Annotated in this window: 18 protein-coding genes and 1 pseudogene; 7 read left to right on the plus strand and 12 right to left on the minus strand. The window is 64.4% G+C overall.

What is annotated here, in order from left to right:
- The first annotated feature begins 23 nt into the window (after nucleotides 1–23).
- Nucleotides 24–1,097, plus strand: a complete 1,074-nt coding sequence (locus CH281_RS24770; RefSeq protein WP_094695752.1) for an SDR family oxidoreductase — start codon at nucleotides 24–26, stop codon at nucleotides 1,095–1,097.
- Between the two features lie 37 nt (nucleotides 1,098–1,134).
- Here CH281_RS24770 and CH281_RS24775 read toward each other — a convergent pair whose 3' ends face one another.
- The 3 genes from CH281_RS24775 to CH281_RS24785 all read right to left on the minus strand — a co-directional run bounded on the left by CH281_RS24775 (nucleotide 1,135) and on the right by CH281_RS24785 (nucleotide 4,724).
- Entirely contained in the window at nucleotides 1,135–2,535 is a 1,401-nt protein-coding gene (locus CH281_RS24775) for a xylulokinase (RefSeq protein ID WP_094695753.1), read from the minus strand.
- A 40-nt stretch (nucleotides 2,536–2,575) separates the two neighbouring features.
- Nucleotides 2,576–4,273 carry a SulP family inorganic anion transporter gene (locus CH281_RS24780; protein ID WP_094695754.1) on the minus strand — a complete coding sequence of 566 codons (1,698 nt, stop codon included), beginning with the start codon at nucleotides 4,271–4,273 and terminating at the stop codon, nucleotides 2,576–2,578.
- 106 nt (nucleotides 4,274–4,379) lie between these two features.
- A complete protein-coding gene (locus CH281_RS24785; RefSeq protein ID WP_027495297.1) occupies nucleotides 4,380–4,724 on the minus strand; it encodes an ArsR/SmtB family transcription factor in 345 nt (114 codons plus the stop codon).
- A gap of 115 nt (nucleotides 4,725–4,839) precedes the next feature.
- Here CH281_RS24785 and CH281_RS24790 point away from each other — a divergent pair, with 115 nt between their 5' ends.
- The 4 genes from CH281_RS24790 to CH281_RS24805 all read left to right on the plus strand — a co-directional run bounded on the left by CH281_RS24790 (nucleotide 4,840) and on the right by CH281_RS24805 (nucleotide 8,780).
- A complete protein-coding gene (locus CH281_RS24790; RefSeq protein WP_094695755.1) occupies nucleotides 4,840–5,487 on the plus strand; it encodes a TetR family transcriptional regulator in 648 nt (215 codons plus the stop codon).
- A gap of 148 nt (nucleotides 5,488–5,635) precedes the next feature.
- Entirely contained in the window at nucleotides 5,636–6,793 is a 1,158-nt protein-coding gene (locus tag CH281_RS24795) for an acyl-CoA dehydrogenase (RefSeq protein ID WP_027495295.1), read from the plus strand.
- Nucleotides 6,794–6,798: 5 nt separating this feature from the next.
- Nucleotides 6,799–7,647, plus strand: coding sequence for a 3-hydroxybutyryl-CoA dehydrogenase (locus CH281_RS24800; protein ID WP_306427562.1), 849 nt, complete (start codon nucleotides 6,799–6,801; stop codon nucleotides 7,645–7,647).
- A 209-nt stretch (nucleotides 7,648–7,856) separates the two neighbouring features.
- Nucleotides 7,857–8,780, plus strand: a complete 924-nt coding sequence (locus CH281_RS24805) for a glucose 1-dehydrogenase (RefSeq protein WP_080730209.1) — start codon at nucleotides 7,857–7,859, stop codon at nucleotides 8,778–8,780.
- A 79-nt stretch (nucleotides 8,781–8,859) separates the two neighbouring features.
- Here CH281_RS24805 and CH281_RS24810 read toward each other — a convergent pair whose 3' ends face one another.
- The 6 genes from CH281_RS24810 to CH281_RS24835 all read right to left on the minus strand — a co-directional run bounded on the left by CH281_RS24810 (nucleotide 8,860) and on the right by CH281_RS24835 (nucleotide 13,859).
- The gene (locus tag CH281_RS24810; RefSeq protein WP_027495292.1) at nucleotides 8,860–9,618 is read right to left on the minus strand and encodes an SDR family oxidoreductase; all 759 of its coding nucleotides are present in this window, start codon (nucleotides 9,616–9,618) and stop codon (nucleotides 8,860–8,862) included.
- A gap of 68 nt (nucleotides 9,619–9,686) precedes the next feature.
- On the minus strand, nucleotides 9,687–10,424 hold the full coding sequence (locus tag CH281_RS24815; RefSeq protein WP_032390279.1) for a lysophospholipid acyltransferase family protein: 738 nt from the start codon (nucleotides 10,422–10,424) through the stop codon (nucleotides 9,687–9,689).
- 57 nt (nucleotides 10,425–10,481) lie between these two features.
- Complete coding sequence (locus tag CH281_RS24820) at nucleotides 10,482–10,874, minus strand: hypothetical protein (RefSeq protein WP_094695757.1); 393 nt, start codon at nucleotides 10,872–10,874, stop codon at nucleotides 10,482–10,484.
- A gap of 187 nt (nucleotides 10,875–11,061) precedes the next feature.
- Nucleotides 11,062–11,817, minus strand: coding sequence for an ABC transporter permease (locus tag CH281_RS24825; protein ID WP_094695758.1), 756 nt, complete (start codon nucleotides 11,815–11,817; stop codon nucleotides 11,062–11,064).
- The gene (locus tag CH281_RS24830) at nucleotides 11,814–12,797 is read right to left on the minus strand and encodes an ATP-binding cassette domain-containing protein (RefSeq protein ID WP_094695759.1); all 984 of its coding nucleotides are present in this window, start codon (nucleotides 12,795–12,797) and stop codon (nucleotides 11,814–11,816) included. The genes CH281_RS24825 and CH281_RS24830 overlap by 4 nt, the downstream gene beginning before the upstream one ends.
- A 96-nt stretch (nucleotides 12,798–12,893) precedes the next feature.
- Entirely contained in the window at nucleotides 12,894–13,859 is a 966-nt protein-coding gene (locus CH281_RS24835; RefSeq protein ID WP_052053635.1) for a lysophospholipid acyltransferase family protein, read from the minus strand.
- A 116-nt stretch (nucleotides 13,860–13,975) separates the two neighbouring features.
- On the opposite strand from CH281_RS24835, the gene CH281_RS24840 reads away from it, so the two are divergent.
- On the plus strand, nucleotides 13,976–15,379 hold the full coding sequence (locus CH281_RS24840; protein ID WP_094695760.1) for a GntP family permease: 1,404 nt from the start codon (nucleotides 13,976–13,978) through the stop codon (nucleotides 15,377–15,379).
- Here CH281_RS24840 and CH281_RS24845 read toward each other — a convergent pair.
- Nucleotides 15,376–16,350 carry an SMI1/KNR4 family protein gene (locus CH281_RS24845; protein WP_094695761.1) on the minus strand — a complete coding sequence of 325 codons (975 nt, stop codon included), beginning with the start codon at nucleotides 16,348–16,350 and terminating at the stop codon, nucleotides 15,376–15,378. The genes CH281_RS24840 and CH281_RS24845 overlap by 4 nt on opposite strands.
- Before the next feature lie 136 nt (nucleotides 16,351–16,486).
- On the opposite strand from CH281_RS24845, the gene CH281_RS24850 reads away from it, so the two are divergent.
- Nucleotides 16,487–16,969, plus strand: a complete 483-nt coding sequence (locus CH281_RS24850) for a hypothetical protein (protein ID WP_094695762.1) — start codon at nucleotides 16,487–16,489, stop codon at nucleotides 16,967–16,969.
- Nucleotides 16,970–16,984: 15 nt separating this feature from the next.
- Here CH281_RS24850 and CH281_RS24855 read toward each other — a convergent pair whose 3' ends face one another.
- On the minus strand, nucleotides 16,985–17,689 hold the full coding sequence (locus CH281_RS24855; protein ID WP_032369542.1) for a M50 family metallopeptidase: 705 nt from the start codon (nucleotides 17,687–17,689) through the stop codon (nucleotides 16,985–16,987).
- 62 nt (nucleotides 17,690–17,751) lie between these two features.
- Nucleotides 17,752–17,869: pseudogene (locus CH281_RS27450) on the minus strand (acyl-ACP desaturase); the annotation flags it as partial.

A 17,869-nucleotide genomic window follows, 5' to 3' on the forward strand; every position in this document is an offset into this window, starting at 1 on the left:
GCTCCAGTGGGTAACCGGACCCGATGACTACGAACACCACGCGCGCGTTGATCGTCGGTGCCACCGGCATTTCCGGGCAGGCGCTGTGCCGCGCAGCACTCGATGCAGGCTGGACCACCTACGGACTGAGTCGGAGCGGCAGTACCCCCGTCGACGGCGTCGTGCCGGTCGCGGCGGATCTGCTCGACCCGCAGTCCCTCGAAGACGCGCTGAAGGACGTCCGCCCCGAGGTCGTGTTCTTCACCGCGTGGATGAAGAAGGACTCCGAGCAGGAGAACATCGAGGTCAACTCGGCGACCCTACGCAATGTGCTCGATGTTCTCGGCCCCCTCGATTCGGTGAAGCACGTCGCGCTGATGACCGGACTCAAGCACTACCTCGGCCCGTTCGATGCATACGGTGAGGCCGTGATGGCCGAGACGCCGTTCCACGAAACCGAGGACCGCCTCGACACGCCGAACTTCTACTACGCGCAGGAAGACGAACTGTTCGCCGGCGCAGAGAAATTCGGATTCGGGTGGAGCGTGCACCGCGCACACACCGTCTCCGGTTTTGCCGTGGGCAACGCGATGAACATGATGCTGACGCTGTCCGTGTACGCGTCGATCTGCAAGGAACTGGGCGAGAAGTTCGTCTTCCCCGGCTCCGAAACCCAGTGGAACGGCCTGACCGACCTCACCGACGCCGACCTGCTCGCCGAGCAGATGGTGTGGGCGGCAACCGACGACAACGCGCGCAACGAGGCGTTCAACATCGCCAACGGTGACGTCTTTCGCTGGCGGTGGCTGTGGCCGCAGTTCGCCGAGCACTTCGGTGTCGAACCCGAAGGCTTCGACACCGAACCGCGTCCCCTCGAACCCCGCATGTCCGACGCGGCCGCCGCGTGGAAGCGCATCGCCGAGAAGCACGATCTGGTCGAGAGCGATGTCTCCCGGCTGGCGTCGTGGTGGCACACCGACGGTGACCTCGGCCGCGACATGGAATGCCTGACAGACATGAACAAGTCCAAGAAGGCCGGCTTCCTGGGCTTCCGATCCACGCCCGATGCCATCGCCTCGGTGATTCAGCGTTACCGAGATGCGCGCCTGATTCCCTGAGCGGCTGCGCCGCATGTGCGTGGAAACTCGACCCCTGCTACGAGTTTCCACTCACATGCGCGAAGCGCTCTCGCACCGCCGGCGTGGGGTCTGCCTCGTATGTCTTCGAGGTGGCCTGCGCCCAGGTCGGCGGTTCACTGGTCCCGGCCAAAGTCCATGCTGCCTGGCGCGCTGCCCCGTCGGCGACGTATTCACCGGGCTCGGGTACGGCCACCGGCACCCCGAGAATTGCCGGGGCCAAGGCTCGGAGCGCCGCGGACTTGGCACCGCCGCCGATGAGCAGTACGCGCCGCACTTGCACTCCCTGTGCACGCAGGTAGTCGATACCGTCGGCCAGTCCGCACAGCAGTCCTTCGACGGCCGCGCGAGCGAGATGGCCCGGAGTCGAATTGTTCAGGCGTAGTCCATGAATCGCTCCGGATGCATCGGGGAGATTGGGCGTCCGCTCGCCCTCGAAATACGGCACCATCACCACACCGTCGCTCGTCGTCGACAGAGCCAACCGCGACAACTCGTCGTGATCGACGCCCAGCATCCGCGCCGTCGCATCGAGGACGCGAGCAGCGTTCAGCGTGCACACCAACGGCAGCTGACGCCCGGTGGCGTCGGCGAATCCGGCGACCAGGCCCGAACCGTCGGCCGCGGCGGCGGTGGTCACCGCCGAGACGACGCCGGACGTGCCGATCGAGACCACCACATCACCGGGCTGCGCATCGAGGGCAAGCGCCGCCGCGGCATTGTCTCCGGTACCAGGGCCGATCAGCGCACCGGCGGCAGTGTGGCCTATCGCCTCGTTCGGCGCTGCCACGCGGGGCAGCAATGGGTTGCGGCCACGAAAGCCCAACTGCAACAGATCCGTTCGATACTCGTTCGTGGCCGCCGAGAAGTATCCGGTGCCGCTCGCATCGCCGCGATCGGTGGCCAACGCGTCGAGCCCCGACGCGCCACCGAGCTGCCAGCCGATCCAATCGTGCGGAAGGCACACCGCCGCAGTGCGATCGGCGTTGTCGGGCTCGTTGTCGGCGAGCCACCGCAGCTTGGCGACGGTGATCGAGGCCAACGGAACCACGCCCACCGCGTCGGCCCAGGCCTGACCGCCGTCGCCACCGGTCTTCTCGCCGAGCTCCGCGATCAGATCCTCTGCCGCCTGGGCCGACCGAGTGTCGTTCCACAGCAATGCTTTACGGACCACGGATCCGTTGTCGTCGATGCAGACCATGCCGTGTTGTTGAGCGCCGACCGACACCGCAGCGACATCGTCCAGCCCGCCGGCGGCGTCGACGGCCTCGTCGAGTGCTTCCTTCCACCGCTGCGGGTCGATCTCGGTGCCGTCGGGATGACCGGCACGGCCGTGACGCACCAACTCCCCGGTGTCGGCATCGCGAACGAAAACCTTGCACGATTGGGTGGAAGAGTCGATTCCGGCAACGAGAGCCACGATGAGCTGGTCCTTTCGTACGCAAGTGTGACCTACGACCCTACCCGCGGGGCGTGGTCGCCTCGGTCACCAGCGTGCGTGCACAGGCGATGGCCTGCGGGGTGGTGTCGAAGACGTGTCGAGCGTCGTCGTCCTTGGTGGTGAACACACCCAGGGCTGCGAGTGGCCGCAGATGCTCGGGCTTGGCACCGGAGATCAGGACGGTGATGTGTCGGTGTTCGAGTTCGGTGATGGTGTCCTTGAGAACGATGGCGCCGGTGGCGTCGATCGTGGTGACTCGGGACATACGGAGGATCACAACCTTCACGTCCGAGACGTCGGCGAGTTCGAGCAGGAAGCTGTGCGCGGCACCGAAAAACAGCGCACCGTCGATGCGGTACGCGACGATGTGTTCCCGCAGTAGGTCTCCTTCTTCCTTCGAGACCGCATCGAGTGTGTTCAACGGGACCTGCTCGACCGTGGCCGATCGCGCAACGGCCCGGAGAGCCAGGACGGCAGCGAACCCGACGCCGACCGCCACCGCCGTCACGAGATCGAAGACCACCGTGACGAGGAAGGTCGCCGCCATCACCACGGTGTCCCCGCGGCCGGCGCGGGTGATCGCCCGGATGGACGCGGTCTCGACCATCCGCACCGTGGTTGCGAGCAGTACTCCGGCCAGGGCTGCGAGCGGGATATCGGCGACCAACCCCGCCGCGGAGTACATGATGGCGGCGAGGATCACCGCGTGGGTAAGGGCCGCGAGCCTGGTGCGGGCACCGGATCGAACGTTGACCGCAGTCCGGGCGATGGCACCTGTGGCGGGGATGCCCCCGAACAGGGGTGCGGCGATGTTCGCAAGGCCCTGTCCGAACAACTCCCGGTCGGGGTTGTGGCGAGCGCCGACGCCCATTGAGTCCGCGGCGGTGGCGGACAGCAACGATTCCAGGGCAGCCAGAGCGGCGACGGCACACGCCGGGGCCAGCAACGCCGTCACGTCACCCAGGTGGAAAAAGCCCAGGCTCGGGGCGGACAACGACGACGGAATGGTGCCGATGCGGGCGATGTCCAGATCGAACAGCTGGGTGGCCACGGTAGCGGCAGCAACCGCGACCAGCGAGAACGGGATCTTCGGTGCCAGGCGGCCGCCGACGAGCATGACGATCGCGACGGCGATCGCCACAGCGGGGGTGAGGATGCTCGCATGCGCGACGAACGAACGGGCAGCATCGAACGCGGACTGCCAGACCTTGTCACCGTCCGCGTCCGTGATACCCAGCGCCGACGGAACCTGTTGCAGTGCAATGACAACGGCAATGCCCGCGGTGAATCCCTCGATGACGGGCGCGGGCATGTACCGCACAGCTCGGCCGATTCCTGCTACCGCGAGCACCAACAGAATGATCCCGGCCAGCAGCCCGACCGCGAGCACTCCCGTCGGCCCGTATTCGGCCACGATCGGGACCAGCACCACCGTCATCGCACCGGTCGGACCCGATACCTGAAACCGTGAGCCACCGAATACCGCGGCCACGACTCCCGCGATGATGGCGGTGGTCAGTCCCGCCGCTGCACCCAGCCCGGTGCTGACTCCGAATCCGAGCGCGAGGGGCAGCGCCACCAGCGCCACGATCAGGCCGGCGAGAAGATCCGAACCGGGTGCGCGCAGCGCGGGCTTCCACTCGCTCCAGCGGGGTAGAAGGGCGGATACCGCCCTCAGGGCGTCGTTCCTACGGGTGCGTTTCGTCGGTTCGGACATGCGACGCTTCCTGAAAGCTCATCGTTCTTGATCCAGTTGATTGCTAAGTTTAGCAAGTAATGAATCAGACGCGGAGAGATGCTGCACACCTCCCTCGACGGTCGGCTCAGGTGCGCGATCCGGACTCGCCGTCCAGCAGTTCCACCTGGTTGGCCACCACTCCGGTCAATATCTCCCGGGCCACCACGAGGAGGTCCGCCACTTTCGGCGACGTCAGCGTGTACGACACCGACAATCCCTCCCGAGTGCCCTCGATGAGACCCGCGCGACGCAGAATCGACAGCTGCTGCGACAGATTTGCCGGCTCGATGCCCACCTCGGGCAGCATCTCGGACACTGCGTGTTCGCGTTCGCTCAACAGTTCCAGCACTCGAATGCGCGCGGGATGAGCCAACGTCTTGAAGAAGTCGGCCTTCATTCTGTACAGCGGTCGACTCGAATCCGTGGCCATGACGTCCTTCCGCTTCACCGAGCACTGCGAAGCAGGCTACTTGCGAACACTAGCAATCAGCCACCGAGAAGGACGACCTCAGTGCCCCTGCCGAAACTCCGCTACCTTCACTGGCATGCGCGGAGAACCCGAGGAATCCACCGACTTCAGGCTGACCGTGGCCACCGCGGCCCTGGATCTGTTCTCGGTCAAGGGCTACGACTCGACGACGGTGGACGACATCGCGGTGGCGGCCGGAATCTCGCGTCGGACGTTCTTCCGGCAGTTCCGCGCCAAGGAAGACGTCGTCTTCGCCGATCACGAGATTCTGCTCGAGCAGGTCGGCGCTCTGCTCGCGTCCAACACCAACGACCCATGGCAGGCCGTCTGCGATGCCGCGCAGCTGGTGTACGAGCGATTCTCGGACTGGAAAGAGATGTCGCGGCTGCGATATCAGGTGGTGCATCGAATTCCCGCCCTGCGCGATCGCGAGATCGTCACCGTTTTCCGCTACGACCGTCTCTTCGTCGAATACCTGCAGCGGGCGCTGCCCGACCGCCCTCATCTGGAGATCCTGCAGTTCTCCGCCTCGGTGACCGCGACCCACAACTACTTTCTACGACGGATGATCCGCGACGGCCTGCCGACGTCCGTCACCGACTTGCGCGCAGCGTTGGCGCAGGTCCGCGCCCAGTCCTCGGGAGACGTCGTGGTCGCGACATTCCCGCGGGGCACGTCCGTGAACACCGTCGCCGACGCGTTGGCCCGCCACCTTCCGGAGTGACACCCACCTAAGATGGCACTCAGTGCCGTCTTGGCGAGCCCCACCCTTGAATCGAGGCCGGTGCGGTCGTACACTGGGGTGAAGCTTGGCACTGAGTGCCCTTTCTGGGCAGTGCTGTACCCCCGACATCGCGAGGAGCGTGGCCGACATGGCCGGAAATCCCGACTTCGATCTCTACCAGTCACCCGAGGAGCACGAAGAGCTGCGCGCAGCGATCCGGGCCCTGTCGGAGAAGGAGATCGCCCCGTACGCCAAGGAGGTCGACGAGGACTCGCGCTTCCCCCAGGAGGCGCTCGATGCCCTCAACGCGTCCGGCTTCAACGCCGTGCACGTTCCCGAGGAGTACGACGGTCAGGGTGCCGACTCGGTTGCCGCCTGCATCGTCATCGAAGAGGTCGCCCGTGTCTGCGGCTCGTCCTCACTGATTCCCGCCGTCAACAAGCTCGGCACGATGGGCCTCATCCTCAAGGGCTCCGAGGAGCTCAAGAAGCAGGTTCTGCCCTCGCTCGCAGGCGGCGCGATGGCGTCGTACGCACTGTCCGAGCGCGAAGCCGGCTCCGACGCCGCCAGCATGCGCACCCGCGCGAAGGCCGACGGGGACGACTGGATCCTCAACGGCTCCAAGTGTTGGATCACCAACGGCGGCAAGTCCGACTGGTACACCGTCATGGCCGTCACCGATCCCGACAAGGGTGCCAACGGCATCAGCTCGTTCATCGTGCACAAGGACGACGAAGGATTCGTCGTCGGCCCCAAGGAGAAGAAGCTCGGCATCAAGGGTTCGCCCACCGCCGAGCTGTACTTCGAGAACTGCAAGATCCCCGGAGACCGCATCATCGGTGAGCCCGGTACCGGGTTCAAGACTGCGCTCGAGACTCTCGACCACACCCGGCCCACCATCGGTGCACAGGCCGTCGGCCTCGCTCAGGGCGCTCTCGACGCAGCCATCGCATACACCAAGGACCGCAAGCAGTTCGGCACGTCGATCTCGAGCTTCCAGGCCGTGCAGTTCATGCTCGCCGACATGGCAATGAAGGTCGAAGCTGCTCGCCTGATGGTCTACAGCTCCGCGGCACGCGCCGAGCGCGGCGAGAAGAACCTCGGATTCATCTCTGCCGCAGCGAAGTGCTTCGCCTCCGATGTCGCGATGGAGGTCACCACCGACGCCGTCCAGCTCTTCGGCGGTGCCGGCTACACCACCGACTTCCCCGTCGAGCGCATGATGCGCGACGCCAAGATCACGCAGATCTACGAGGGCACCAACCAGATTCAGCGTGTCGTCATGTCGCGGGCGCTGCTCAAATGAGCAACATCGAACTCGTAGGCGTCGTCGGCGGCGGCACCATGGGTGCCGGTATCGCCGAAATGTGCGCCCGCTCCGGTAGCTCGGTGCTGATCCTGGAAACCAGCCAGGGCACCGCCGACGCCGCCGAAGCACGCCTGGACAAATCGTTCGCGCGGGCCGTCAAGTCCGGCCGCATCGACGCCGACGCGGCCGAGAAAGCCCGCGCCGCAATCTCGTTGACGCTCGATATCAACGATTTCGCGGACCGCGACCTCGTGATCGAGGCGGCACCGGAGATCGAATCGCTGAAGCTGGATCTGTTCGGCAAGCTCGATTCCATCGTCAAACCCGAAGGAATCCTGGCGACGAACACCTCGTCGATCCCCGTCATCAAGATGGCCAACGCGACGAAGCGACCCGGCCAGGTCGTCGGAGTGCACTTCTTCAACCCGGTGCCGGTACTACCGTTGGTCGAAATCGTCGTCAGCCTCCTCACCAGCGAAGAGACCGTCGACGCCGTCACCGATTACGCGGCGAACACCCTGGGCAAGAAGACGATTCGTGCGGGTGACCGTGCGGGATTCATCGTCAACGCATTGCTCATCCCCTACATGGTCTCGGCCATCCGGATGCTCGAATCCGGCTTCGCCAGCGCCGAGGACATCGACGACGGCATGGTCAACGGTTGCGCCCACCCCATGGGACCGTTGCGTCTGACCGACACCGTCGGCCTCGACGTCACCCTCGCGGTCGCAGAATCGCTGTACGCCGAATTCCGCGAGCCGCATTACGCTCCGCCCCCGCTGCTACAGCGCATGGTGGACGCGGGAATGCTGGGTCGCAAGAGCGGCAAGGGTTTCTACACGTACTCCTAGCCCGCAGCCTTGTTTTTCCGGCACGCCCCCTTCCGGATCAATGCGGCATTCAGCTACTCCAAGTAGCTGAATGCCGCATTCATCCGTTGGCGGGGATGGTGTGAACTTGGGGGATGGCGTGAGCCAGGGAGAGACCCGACTCAGTTTGTTTGCGGGCGACTCTGGGCATTCGGCGTGGAGACGGAATCGAGCAGCAGGTTCCCCACGCAATGAATACCAGGTTCGGAGACGACCCCATCGTGAGTGATCAGTACACCTTCACCAATCCCGTCACGCAGTACCGCCAGGACGGATTCCCTGAGCAGCACCAGGATCCGCCCGGTCTCGCTGCCGATCTACAACCCCTGGCCGACCACGGCGAGCAGACGTACCGAGGGTCCGGACGGCTGACCGGCCGTAAGGCCCTGATCACCGGTGCCGACTCCGGCATCGGGCGTGCGGCCGCCATCGCCATCGCCCGCGAAGGTGCCGACGTAGTTCTCAACTACCTGCCGTCGGAGGAGAAGGACGCTCAGGACGTCGCCCAGCTGGTTCGCGACGCCGGTCGCACCGCCGTCCTGGCACCGGCAGACCTCACCGATGAGAAAGCTGCCCGCGCCCTCGTGCACACCGCCGTCGACGAGCTCGGCGGCCTGGACCTGTTGGTCAACGTGGCAGGCAAGCAGCAGTTCGTCGAGGATCTGGCGGATCTCACGTCGGAGCAGTTCGACCAGACCTTCAAAACCAATGTGTACGCACTGTTCTGGATCATTCAGGAAGCGGTGCCGCACATGCCTGCCGGCTCGACGATCGTGAACACCAGCTCCATCCAGGCGTACACACCCTCGCCCGGTCTGGTGGATTACGCGACGACGAAGATGGCCATCAACACCATCAGCAAGGCACTCGCGCAGCAGTTGGCACCGAAGGGAATTCGGGTCAATGTCGTTGCGCCCGGGCCGTTCTGGACTCCGCTGCAGGCCGCGGGCGGGCAGCCGACGTCGGCACTGCCGGAATTCGGCAAGGAAACCCCACTGGGCCGGGCAGGTCAGCCGGCCGAGATCGCCGGCGCGTACGTGTACCTGTCCTCCGCGGAATCGGGATACGTCACCGGAGACACCCTCAACGTCAACGGCGGAATGCCGACGCCGTAGTCGCCTTCGCGCTCTGCGTGAATGGACCATTCACACCCGTCCGGGCTCGTGAATGGTCCATTCACGCGTTCAGGAGACGTCAGTCCTTCGGGCCACCGGCTGCGTAGACGACCTGACCCGAGATGAAGCCGGCACCCTCGCTGACGAAGAACGACGCCAGGTGGGCGATGTCGTCGGGATGTCCGACGCGGTTGACCGGAATCTGCGACGCCGCAGCAGCTTTGAAGTCGTCGAACGACATTCCGACTCGCTCGGCGGTGGCTGCCGTCATCTCGGTTTCGATGAATCCGGGGGCGATGGCGTTGGCGGTGACGCCGAACTTGCCGAGCTCGATGGCGAGAGTCTTGGTGAATCCCTGCATGCCGGCCTTGGCCGCGGAGTAGTTTGCCTGGCCGCGATTGCCCAGGGCCGAGGTGCTCGACAGGTTGACGATGCGGCCCCACTTGGCGTCGATCATGTGCTTCTGCACTGCACGCGTCATCAGGAACGAGCCGCGCAGGTGCACGCCGAGCACGGAATCCCAGTCCTGCACCGTCATCTTGAACAGCAGGTTGTCGCGGGTGATGCCAGCGTTGTTGATCAGTACGGTCGGTGCACCGAACTCGCTTGCGATGCGGTCGACTGCAGTCTGCACCGACTCCTCGTCGGCCACGTTTGCGCCGATGGCCACGGCCTGCCCACCTGCGGACTCGATCGCGCCGACGGTGTCGCTGCATGCGGCCTCGTCGAGGTCGACCACCGCGACGCCGAAACCGTCCTTGGCCAGTCGCTTGGCCACTGCTGCACCGATGCCCCGGGCACTACCGGTGACGATGGCCGTCTTGATCTGATCACTCACGAATATCTCCTGACACAACGCCGAATCGAATTACCTGTCATCTGTTTCTACCAACCCCGGCGGCGCAGTCAGTACGCAGCCACCGCTCCGTCGAGTGCTTTCTGCATTCCCTCTGCCACCACCCGGGTGATGTCGATCGGTTTCTGGGGCAGATCGGTGATGGGAGTATCGAAGTAGACGCTCGCCTGCTTCACTTTCGCCGAGCCGGGGCCGTAACTCAGTCCGATGCAGATCAACGTCGGCTCGACGCCGAGTTTGCGGGCCCGCATCGCGATGTGGCCGATTCCGCTGCCGACGTGTTGCACCGTCGTCGGGTCCTCGAGGTTGCAGGTGCCTTCCGGGAACACTGCGAGGTCGTCGCCGCGCTTCATTCGTTCGGCACTGATATCCATCATGCGGTTGCCTGCCGCGCTGACTGCCCGCATCCCGTGATTCTTGCCGCGAAAGACGGGAATGCCGCCCATCATGTCGATTCGCTTGCGCTGCTTGGGGTCCTGGAACAATTCGTCCTTCGCGAGCACTCTGGTGCGCCCGATCACCGGACGCAGCGGCGACGCCCAGGCCGCCGCTGCAAGGGTGTAGGGATCACTCTCGGTGAGGTGATTGACCGCGATGAGCAGACGCGTGTTGTCGTACACCAGACGCCGCAGCTCCTCCCGGGCACCGTCGGAATACGACACCCGCGGGCGGAAGCGCCGGGCGAGGGCGGCATACGCCAGCCTCGCAACCTGACGATTCTGCTGATGCCGCAGATAGAAGTCGTACACCGTCTCGTCGTTCTCGAGAATTACCGCAGGCCGCTCCATGAGCCGAGCCTAATGGTTCGAGCTGTGCCGCCGAGGCCGAGGCCTCATTCGTACCGCCTACCCGATGATCGCCTTGTATTCGGTGAAGATCGGCGCGTACTCGGGGCCGCAGTTCGCGATCGACCAGTCTGTGAGAAGGGTGAGGTTCTCGAACACTCCATTCATCGCGTCGAAGTCGCCGGCCGCACCCTTGGCGTCGGCCTCTTCAATGGCCTGCAGCCACGCCAACGGTTCCGGTGGGGCGACGGCTTGCAGCTCCGACTGGGTCACCGGGGCCTTCGCAGCGAGTTCTTCGGCAATGGATTCGGCCGTTTCGACACTACCGGCCTCTACCTCCCGCAGGTTGGTCAGACCCTGCGCCACCTGTGTGGCGTACAGCGTGCAGAAGTCCGACCCACCCGAATCCACTTCCACCGACTCCACGGATTCTGCGGCCGACGGCTCAGCCATGGTGGACGGGCTCTCTTCAGTGGACGAACAACCCGCGAGAGCGAAGAGAATTACCGCGCATCCCAAAGTCGATCGACTGTTCATCGGCGTTGCACTCCTCGTGAACCCTGCCTGGACGACCGCCAGTCTGCGCCTGTGTGCTCGGTTGTGCAGCGCTGTGAGCACCGCGAACGGTTCGAGCCTGCCTTCACACCCGCGAGGAACCCATTGCCCGGATCCCGACGGCAAGTCCGACCGCCGCGGTGGCTGCGGCTGCGACGACACCTGCCATCACCGTCGAACTCGCGAAGTCTCCGGCGAACAGTGCACGTTCGGCGTCGACGAGATATCCGAGGGGGTTGATGTTCACCAGGAACTGCATCCACCCCGGGGCGGCCGTCAGCGGCAGCATCGTGCCGGAGAGGATGAGCAGCGGGAACATCAATGTCTGCTGGATGGACCAGAACACCCAATCCTGTCCGCGCACAGCCAAAGCCAACGCGTAGGACAGCGCGCCGAGCCCGACGCCGAACACCCCGAGCAGCACGATTCCCACAGCGGCACCGATCGGATTCACGGACAACCCCAGCGGCAATGCCACCAGAACGATCAGCACGGCCTGTGCGGCCAGCGGCACCATTTCCTTGAACGCGCGCCCGACGAGCAGCGCCGATCGCGGCAACGGAGTTACCAACATTCGCTCGTGAGAACCCTGCTGCAACTCGGCCAGCAGATTCGAGCCCGTCATGGAGGTGCCGAAGATGGTGATCATCGCGAGAACACCCGGCACGAACCAGTCCCAGACACTTCCGTTGCCGAGACCGGGGACATCGGTGAGCAGTGGGCCGAACAGAGCGAGCAGGATCAGCGGTTGGACGAGACTGAAGATGACGGTGAACGGATCGCGCACCATCGGCCGCAATTCCCGACCCATCACCAGAGTGCTTCCGGAGAGAACGTTCATCGGAGTTCTCCTGCCACGCTCGCGTTGTCGAGCGCTGCGGCACTTTCTCGAAGACTACGGCCGGTCAGTCCGAGGAACACGTCGTCGAGAGTCGGTCGGGTCATGTCCGCAGTATGGACGCGGATACCGTGTAACTCGCACCGCCGCAGCACTTCCGGGAGAACGACTTCGGCGCGTCCGACACGCAGGTTCAGCCGCGAACCCGATCTCGTGACGTCTCTGATGCCGTCGATGCCGTCGAGAAGCGGAAGAAGCGCCGACGCGTCGGACACGGTGAGAACGATCAGATCGCCTGCCAGTTCCGATTTCAGCGACGCGGCGGTGTCGTCGGCGATGACGGTTCCGTGGTCGACGACGATGACCCGCTCGGCCATCGAATCGGCCTCGTCGAGGTAGTGGGTGGTCAGAACGATGGTCGTGCCCATCTCGCGTCGCAGCCGGAGGATGTGATCCCACAGGTTGGCCCGACTCTGCGGGTCCATTCCGGTGGTCGGCTCGTCGAGGAACAGCAATGCCGGTCGATGCACCAGCCCCAGGGCAATATCGAGTCGGCGACGCTGTCCGCCGGAGAGCGTCGAGACGGTGCGCGAGCGCAGTTCGCCGAGCTCGAGTGCGTCGATCAATTCGTCTGCGCGAGTTCGTGATCGCTGACGAGCCATGCCGTAGCACAGGCCTTGCACGACGAGTTCGTCTCGCACGCGCTGGTTGTGTCCCGCGCCGTTTCCCTGCCCCACGTAGCCGAGACTGCGCCGGACACTGTCCCGGTCCCTGCCCACGTCGAACCCTGCGATCCGGGCCGAACCCGACGTCGGTGCCAGCAGTGTGGTCAGCATTCGCAGCGTGGTCGACTTGCCCGCACCGTTGGGGCCGAGGAGAGCGACCAGTTCTCCCTCACCGATCGTCAGATCGATGCCGCGCACCGCCTCCACGGTCTTCTTGCCCTGCCGAAAAGTCTTGGTCAATCCCGATGTTTCGATCATCTCGTGCGCCCCTCGTCGTATCGGTGAATCCGTACGAGAGGAGACGCTAGAAACGATCGCGGTCAGCTACGGTCCGCGATGCCCGGCGCGAGCGAACTAGCCGAACACCGGGAACTTGCGCTTGCTGGCGAGCTCGTCCATGCCGGCCTGAATACTGGCGCGGACCTCGTCGTATTTCGCGTCGACGTAGGCCTCGTCGTCACAGCGCGACGGATCGTGGTCCAGCTCGACCGGAGGCATGAACCGGGTTCGGATCTTGGCGGGCAACGGAATCTGCGGCAGCGCGGCAGGCGCGATGATCCACGGCAGCGAGATGGCGATGGGAAAGACCTTCAGGCGCGCAAACCTGTCCAGTCCGAGCACTTTTGCGAGCTTGTCGCCTCGAATGAGCACCGGCATGGCGTCGGCGCCGCCCACGGTCGCCACCGGCACGATGGGCACACCCATCCGGATCGCAAGCTTGACGAAACCGGTTCGACCACCCAGTGTCGCCTCGTCACGCTTGCTCCACGGCCGCAGCGAATCGACCTCACCACCGGGCCACACGATCACGTCTCGGCCCTCGGCCAACGCCGTCGACATCGAGTCCGGAGCCGCCGGTAACACTCCCATGGACCGAAAGACTTTGCCGATCAACGGAAATGCCATCAGCGCGTCGTGCGCAGTGCCATGCAGGATGCGCTTGTCGCCGAAGTGTCGCCACCACTGCGCACCCACCGTCCACGCGTCCCACACGAACGGCGCACCCGAATGCACTCCGACGACGAGAACCGGCGACTCGGGAATCGTCTCCCACCCATCGATCTCCATTCGGAAGTAGCGATCCATGACCCCGTTCCAGAGCTTCTGCTGACGGTCCATCGCCACGGTGTTCTGATCGTCGAGATCCCAATCTCCTGCGCGGTCGGCGACCACGGACCCGAGGCCACCCGACGCCTTCGCGCGTCGCTCCTTCATCTTCAGCCGGGCCGCTGCGGCATAGCGCTGCGCTTGCTCGCGTAGAGCGTCCTTCGAAGGCTTGTCGGAGCTGTCCCCACCCACTACGTGATCCCCATCACTCATACTCGCACGGTACTCCACCACGAACTCCAGGTCCGACGGCCGTGCTCGGTATCCCCGCGCGGGCACTGAGCTGTCCGTTATGGTCGAATCTCCAGCCGAGTGAACGAGGTACACAGATGGATCCGATCGAACCGGCGTACGGGACGACTCCCCTACTCCTGATCGCCGCAGCAGCCGTCGCAGTTCTGCTGTTCCTGATCATGAAGGTGAAACTGCACGCCTTCGTCTCGCTGGTTCTGGTCAGCGCCGTCACCGCCGTCGCAGCGGGGATCCCACTGGCAGACGTGCCGTCGGCATTGCTCTCGGGCTTCAGTTCCACCCTCGGTTCGGTCGCTCTACTCGTCGCCCTGGGCGTGATGGTCGGCCGACTGCTCGAAATCACCGGTGGCGCTCAAGTATTGGCCGATACTCTGATCAACCGATTCGGAGCCAAGCGCGCACCGCTCGCCCTCGGTGTCGCCGCGCTGATCTTCGGCTTCCCCATCTTCTTCGACGCCGGACTCGTCGTCTTCCTACCGATCATCTTCACAGTTGCCAGGCGTTTCGGCGGGTCGGTGCTGCTGTATGCACTGCCGACCGCAGGCGCGTTCGCCGCGATGCACGCCATCGTTCCCCCGCACCCCGGTCCCGTCGCCGCCACGGAACTCCTCGGCGGAGATATCGGTTCGGTGCTTCTCGTCGGCGTTCCCGTCGCAGTCGTCTCCTGGTTCGTAGGCTCCTACCTCGTCGGTACCCAGCTCGGCAAACGATTCGTCACCGCGCCTGCCGACCTCTTCGCCGACGGCGCAGCCAACTCCGAAGAACACGACAAAGAGATGGCCGGCCTCCGCGACCCTGCGCCGAAGTTCGGTGCGGTGCTGCTCATCCTGCTGACGCCGCTCGTACTGATCTCCCTCAACACCGTGGTCAACACTCTGACCACCTCAGGTGTGCTGACCGGAGACGAAACCTGGGCAGCGGCCCTGACTCTCATCGGTCAGACGCCCATCGCGCTGCTCATCACCTTGCTGTTGGCCCTGTTCATCCTCGCGCCCGGACGATTCCCCGTCGCCGACGGTGCCAAGTACATGGACCAGGCCCTCGGTCCGATCTGCTCGATCATCCTGATCACCGGTGCCGGCGGCATGTTCGGCGGAGTACTTCGGGCCAGTGGCATCGGCCAGTCTCTGACCGCCTCGTTGTCCGATCTCGGACTGCCGATCCTGTTGCAGGCCTTCCTGATCGCCACCGCGCTACGCGTGGCGCAGGGTTCGGCCACCGTCGCCTTGACCACCACCGCCGGGCTGATCTCGGTCCAGGTCGCCGAGCTCGATCTGAGCAATTTCAAGATCGCGCTGTTGGTGTTCGCACTGGCCGCCGGAGCCACCGTGCTCTCCCACGTCAACGACTCCGGCTTCTGGCTCGTCAGCCGCTTCTTCGGCATGGACGAGAAGACGACACTGAAAACCTGGACCGTCATGGAAACGACACTGGGACTGGCGATATTCGCCCTCGCGTCGCTGCTGTGGGTGGTGTTCTAGCGGGCTTCTCCTTGGCCGCCCTCGAGCACACATCCCCCGGACGGAAGCTCCAGAACGAGGACGTCGTGTCCCTCTCCGGTGACAACTGCGGTGAAGACCGTCTCCGCTCCGTCAATCGACACCCACCAATTCATGTTGGCACCGCGCACACGCGGCACCTGCCGATACACCGCTCGGGCGTCCTCGACCACGGCCTGCGGATGCAGCCTCCGAGCGGTCTCGATGACGGTGCGACGAACATGGTCGAGATCGATCAGGTCGTCGTCATCCGACAGTTGCGACGGACGAAAGTCGATGAATGCGAAAGGTATTCGGATGACAGGGAGCACCGCCGCATGTGCCATTGATCCGTCGGAAAACTCGGGGTCACGCCACTCGAGCACACCGTCCACAAACGTGGGTACTACGTCGTCGTATATCGGAGATCCGGACTCGACGCTGCGGTACAGAGCTGCGATGTACTCGGTCAGGGAGTCGAACCACGGCGCACCCTGGTCGGCGGAATCGTACGAAAAGTTGCGGATACATCCTCGACACAAACCCGGGCGAGTATCCACGTAGGTAGTTCCACCGGCGCCATCCTCGGCAAACGGGACATAAGCAGGGACGAACATCTCCGCCGTCTCACCTGCTTGCTGGGCGCGAACGAGATCAGGCCAGTCATCGCCCAGATCATCGATCGGATGTGGATTTTCGAGGCTGAACGTGTGCCGGGCCAGAACTTCGTCCAATGACAATAGATTCGAATCCGGCAACACCGAGCCAACCGGGACGTGGTCTGTACCCGAGGGAACGTGCTGCCCGTCGTGCAGCCCGTAGAACTCGCGCAACTCATCCGGCCACGGGGTCGTCGCACGTTCGACGGCTTCACGCTCACCCAGGGCCCGCGGAGCCCGAATCGACGCAGCGGTGACCGGCGCGCGCTTCTGGAGGGCCGCCATGTATGCCGTCCACACTTCAGTGAGAGTCACGACGTCAACCTAGTCGCAGGCGAGCCGACGGTGAAAAGAAGGAAGCGCTGAGGTCCCCCTTCCGTCGCGGGTGAGAGCTCCCGCCGAAGAGACCGTCACTCGATTATGCTGCCGCTGTGAGCGATGCGAGGCAATCGTGAGTGACCGCATTCGGTTCGACGGAGTGCTCGAGCCGTTAACGTGGGGCAAAAACACGTACACGATCATTCGTGTTCCGACTCGATTGGTCGAGGCCGCGGAGCTGTGGCCGACTCGTCGGATCGACGGTTCGATCGACGGACTGAGTCTCAATCTCGGTCTCAACAAAGCAGATTCGACTGTGCTGTCCGGGTCGTTCGTCTACATCGGTGCAGGTCTCCAGCGTCGGTTGGGCGTCGCTGCCGGTGATCTGGTGTCGTGCGAATTCGAACCGGCCGACCCCGATCTCGTTCCGGTGTTAGAGGATCTGGCGTGTGCGATGGAAGACGCGAGCTGCACGACCGTATGGGAGCGGAAGAGAGCGAGCGACCGGCGTCGGTTGTTGGTGCCGATCGACAATGCTGCGCGACCGCAGACCCGAGCAGAGCGCATCACGCGACTGGTGAGTTCGTTGACGGAAAGTGAACAGACGGAGGGCTGACACCAAGGCCGGTCGTCACTGCACCGGAACGAGGATTCTCCACGCCCCCAGTGCGAGTGCGCCGACGGTGACGACGAGAAACAGTCCGACCCAGACGATGCCGGGCAGGAAAGTGAGCCGAGCCAGTTGATCGGCGTCGGAGTCCCGCGCCCGTCCGGCACTTCGGGATTTCTGCAGTTCGAGAACGGGGCGCGGACCGGCGATCAGCAGGAAGAACGTGATGAAGTACGCCGCAGCGACCTGTTGTTCCCCGGTACCCCACCAGGACACGACGAACAGCAGCCCGCCGACGGTGACGAGAGACAGCAGTCCGTAGATATTACGAATCATCAACAGCATCAACGCAATCGAGATGATGCCGATCCACAACACCGCCGACGCTCGCTGTGTACCCAGTACCAGAGCGGCTCCGAGTCCGAGAAGCGACGGCCCGACGTAGCCCGCAAAAGTCATGGCGATGACACCGAGACCGGTGGGCTTGCCCTTGGAGATCGCGACGCCGGAAGTATCCGAATGCAGCCGAAGACCCATCAACTGACGCCCGGTGATCAACGCGACGAACAGATGCGCACCCTCGTGCGCGATGGTCACCACGTTGCGTGCAATCCGCCAGGTCTGCGGCAACACGACGATGACGAGCGCCGCCAGGGCAGCCACTTGGACGATCCACACGGGTGGATCAGGACTCACCGCGGAAATGCGGTCCCAGAATTCGTTCACACCACACCCTATGTGAGCGGAACTTCGTAGCAGACTACGAAGTTCCGCTCACATGGGTCACCTCAGGACGCGCGCGCCTCGGCCTTGGCGCGTTCGCGGGCCAGCGAGCGATCTCGCATCTCCTCGAACTTGGTGGCCTGACGTTCGAGGTCTTCGAGGAACGCGGCGAGTTCCTCGCGC

Source organism: Rhodococcus sp. 06-221-2, assembly GCF_002258365.1.
In the GTDB taxonomy this organism is placed as follows: domain Bacteria; phylum Actinomycetota; class Actinomycetes; order Mycobacteriales; family Mycobacteriaceae; genus Rhodococcoides; species Rhodococcoides fascians.